The organism is Streptomyces sp. 150FB, assembly GCF_000818195.1.
Classification (GTDB): domain Bacteria; phylum Actinomycetota; class Actinomycetes; order Streptomycetales; family Streptomycetaceae; genus Streptomyces.
This window is the reverse complement of the sequence record NZ_JTHL01000001.1, coordinates 2,787,265-2,790,205: the sequence shown is the minus strand read 5'-3', so window position 1 is coordinate 2,790,205 and position 2,941 is coordinate 2,787,265. Positions and strand designations below refer to the sequence as shown.

Sequence of the window (2,941 nt, the reverse complement as noted above, 5' to 3'; positions counted from 1 at the left end):
CCGGCGGTGACGCGGATGCGCGGCGCCGTCGCCTCGGCCGTCGCCGAATTCCGCAGCAGGGACGAGGCGTTGCCCGCGCAGCACCGTACGCGCTCCGAACGGGACAGGATCGGCAACGAGATCTGGTCCAGGACCCTCGGCGACACGGAGCTGCCTCTGAGGGCCGTCCACGCGGCCCAGTCCGTCGGCTTCCTGCGCCCGATGCCCGACGACGCGCCGGTGGCGCTGCTGCGGGCGGGCGCGTGGCTGCGGCTGCGTACACCGTTCGGGTCGATCGCCCTGCGTACGACCGGAGTTGGCGGGCTCAGCCCGCTGGCCGGAGGGCTCAGCGTCACGCCTGCCTGAACGTGCCCGAGCCTGAACGTGCCCGAGCCTGAAGGTGCCCGGGCGCGAGGGTCCCGGCCGCTCAGCTCTCCGTCGTCTCGTCCGGCCAGACGCCGATGTGGTCCTGCTCCAGCTCCAGCATGACGCGGTGCTCCATGCCCAGCGTCTCGGTGTAGTCGGCCGGCAACTGGAGCCGCCCGGCGCGGTCGAGCATCGCGAACTCCCTTGCCACCACCGACTCCTGGCCGGTCGCGGCGTCGACCTCCGTACGCCGCAGCACCTCGGACGAGGTGCGGCCGTCGCGGATGGCGACCGTACGGCGGACCTCGCCGGCGACCGCCTGGTCATGGGTGACGATCACGATCGTCGTGCCCAACTCCTCGTTGGCGCGCCGGAACGCGGCGAACACCTGCTCACCGGTCGCCGAGTCCAGCTCGCCCGTCGGCTCGTCGGCGAGCAGTACGGAAGGGGAGTTGGCGAGGGCGACGGCGATCGCGACCCGCTGCTGCTGGCCGCCGGACATCTGGTGCGGACGCCGGTCGCGGCACTCGGCGACCTCCAGCATCGTCAGCAGGGACTCGACGCGCTCGGTCTTCTTCCGTGCCCTGCCGCGCAGTTGCATCGGCAGCGCGACATTCTGCGCGGCGGTCAGGTACGGCAGGAGATTGCGCGCCGTCTGCTGCCATACGAAGCCGACGGCCTCGCGGCGGTAGAGCAGCCGCTCCTTCGCCCCCATCGTGAGCAGATCGCGGCCGGCGACCTTCGCGGCGCCCGCCGTCGGGACGTCCAGGCCGGCGAGTATGTTCATCAGCGTCGACTTGCCGCTGCCCGAAGCACCGACCAGCGCCATCAACTCGCCCTCGCCGACCAGCAGATCGAGCCCCTGGAGAGCCTGCACCTCCACCCCGGCCGTGGTGAAGATCCGCACCAGCCGGTCGCAGGCGATGAGCGCGTCATGTCCGTACGCCGGCCGGTCGCGGTGCGCCGCCGCCCGCTGCTCCAGCTCGTCGAGCGTGGCCCTGGGCCCGTCGCCGTCCCGCTGCCGCTCCGTAGGCGATGTCATCGGCCGTCTCCTGGTCTGGGGTTCATTCCCTGGGTCCATTGATCGATCCTCTGCGCCCGGCCCACCGCGCCTGGACGAGCGCCACCGCAGCCGCGAGCGCCAGCACCCCGGCCCCGGGCACCAGCAGCGACCACAGGTCGGTCCGCAGGGTCACGGTGCCGAACGTGGCCAGGGAGCCGGTGGGGTCGCTGCCCGGCGCGGCCGACAGCGCCAGCCGGGTCAGATCCACACCGGGCGCGAGCAGGGCGATGGTCGCCCAGCCCACCAGCGCCCCGCCGACGGCGGCGAGCAACGCCGGTGGCAGCGCTTCGAGTTCCAGCAGTCGCCGTCCCTGTTTGCCGGTGAGCCCCATGGTTCTGAGCCTGGCCAGCAGCGTGGTGCGTTCGGGCGCGCTCTGCGACAGGGAGAGCAGCAGGGCGAGTACGGCGTAGCCCGCACCGGCGGCGATCGCCGCCGCGTAGATCCGTTCGGCGCCCGACTGCAACGGCGAGTCCAGGTAGACACTCCGCGCCTCGCCGCGCAGTTTTACGGTGAAACCGGGCGCCGCCTTACGCAACGCCCCCGCGTCCAGCCGGTCTCCGGTGACCAGCAGCGTGGTCGGCCCGCGCTTGGTGAGCGCGTCGGCGTCGACCAGCAGGTAGCCGGAGTCGGGGGCGCCGGGGGTGCGGGACTCCACGGCGACGATCCGCACCGACAGGCGCCCGGACAGGGCGGAGACGGTGTGCGGTCCGCCCCCGACTCCGCCGAGCCGCGCGGCGACGGCCGGGGACGCGATGGCGGGCACAGCGCCCCCCGAACCGCCGCCGCCACCTGTGCCCTTGGGTGCCAACAGGCCCTCGGAGAAGGCACCAAGACCGGTACGGCCGGCCAGCCGCGCGTACGACGCGGGATCGGCCCCGATCAGGGTCACGTTGGGGGTGTTCCCGGTCCCGGTGCCCGGCAGTGTCACGCCGTGCTCGATCCGTACGGGCGCCACATCCCGCACCCCCGTGCCACGCCGTACGGCCTCGACCGCCGCGCGTGGCAGTTCCATGGCGTCCGTCACCCCCGCCACCCGCGCGTCGGCGCCGGTCGCCAGCAGGGCCGCCTGGTCCCTGGCGTCGCCGATCCCGGCGAGCACCGAGCCCCCGAACGCGGTCGTGGTGAGGGCGACCAGCAGCGCGAGCAGGGGGAGCGCGCCGGTCGCCGACGAGCGCCCGGCGCGCGACAGTGCCACGAACCCGACAGCGCCGCGCAGCCGTCCGGCGGGCCGGGCCAGCAGACGCAGCGGCAGCGGGTACAGGCGCCCGAGGACGAGCGCGGCGATCAGTCCCACCAGCACCGGCGCGGAGCTGACCAGGACATCCGCCTCCCCGCCGCTTCCCGTGCCGCGCCGGCGCAGCGCGACCACGGCCCCGACGGCGAGGACCAGGGCGGTCAGCTCGGCGACCGTACGCCGCCGGGAGGGCTTCGCCCCGATCAGGTCCTCGCGGCCACCGGCGGTCTGCGTGCCCCGGTGCGCGACGACGGCGCGTACGGGCAGTGCGGCGCACGCCAGCGCGGTGACGGCGCACG

2 protein-coding genes and 1 pseudogene are annotated in these 2,941 nt (G+C 74.3%); 1 reads left to right on the top strand and 2 read right to left on the bottom strand.

Annotated elements, in window-relative coordinates; genetic code table 11:
- Nucleotides 1-345 (top strand): annotated as a pseudogene (locus tag QR77_RS11715) (hypothetical protein); the annotation flags it as partial.
- A gap of 61 nt (nt 346-406) precedes the next feature.
- On the opposite strand, the gene QR77_RS11710 reads toward QR77_RS11715, so the two are convergent.
- Complete coding sequence (locus tag QR77_RS11710; protein WP_040021502.1) at nt 407-1,387, bottom strand: ABC transporter ATP-binding protein; 981 nt, start codon at nt 1,385-1,387, stop codon at nt 407-409.
- A gap of 22 nt (nt 1,388-1,409) precedes the next feature.
- Nucleotides 1,410-2,941 (bottom strand): FtsX-like permease family protein (locus tag QR77_RS48550; RefSeq protein WP_040027739.1); only part of this gene is annotated, 1,532 nt, incomplete at its 5' end.

Bases quoted from the DNA above. Each gene is read 5' to 3' on its own strand.
- QR77_RS11710 (WP_040021502.1), bottom strand. From the start codon at position 1,387: ATGACATCGCCTACGGAGCGGCAGCGGGACGGCGACGGGCCCAGGGCC.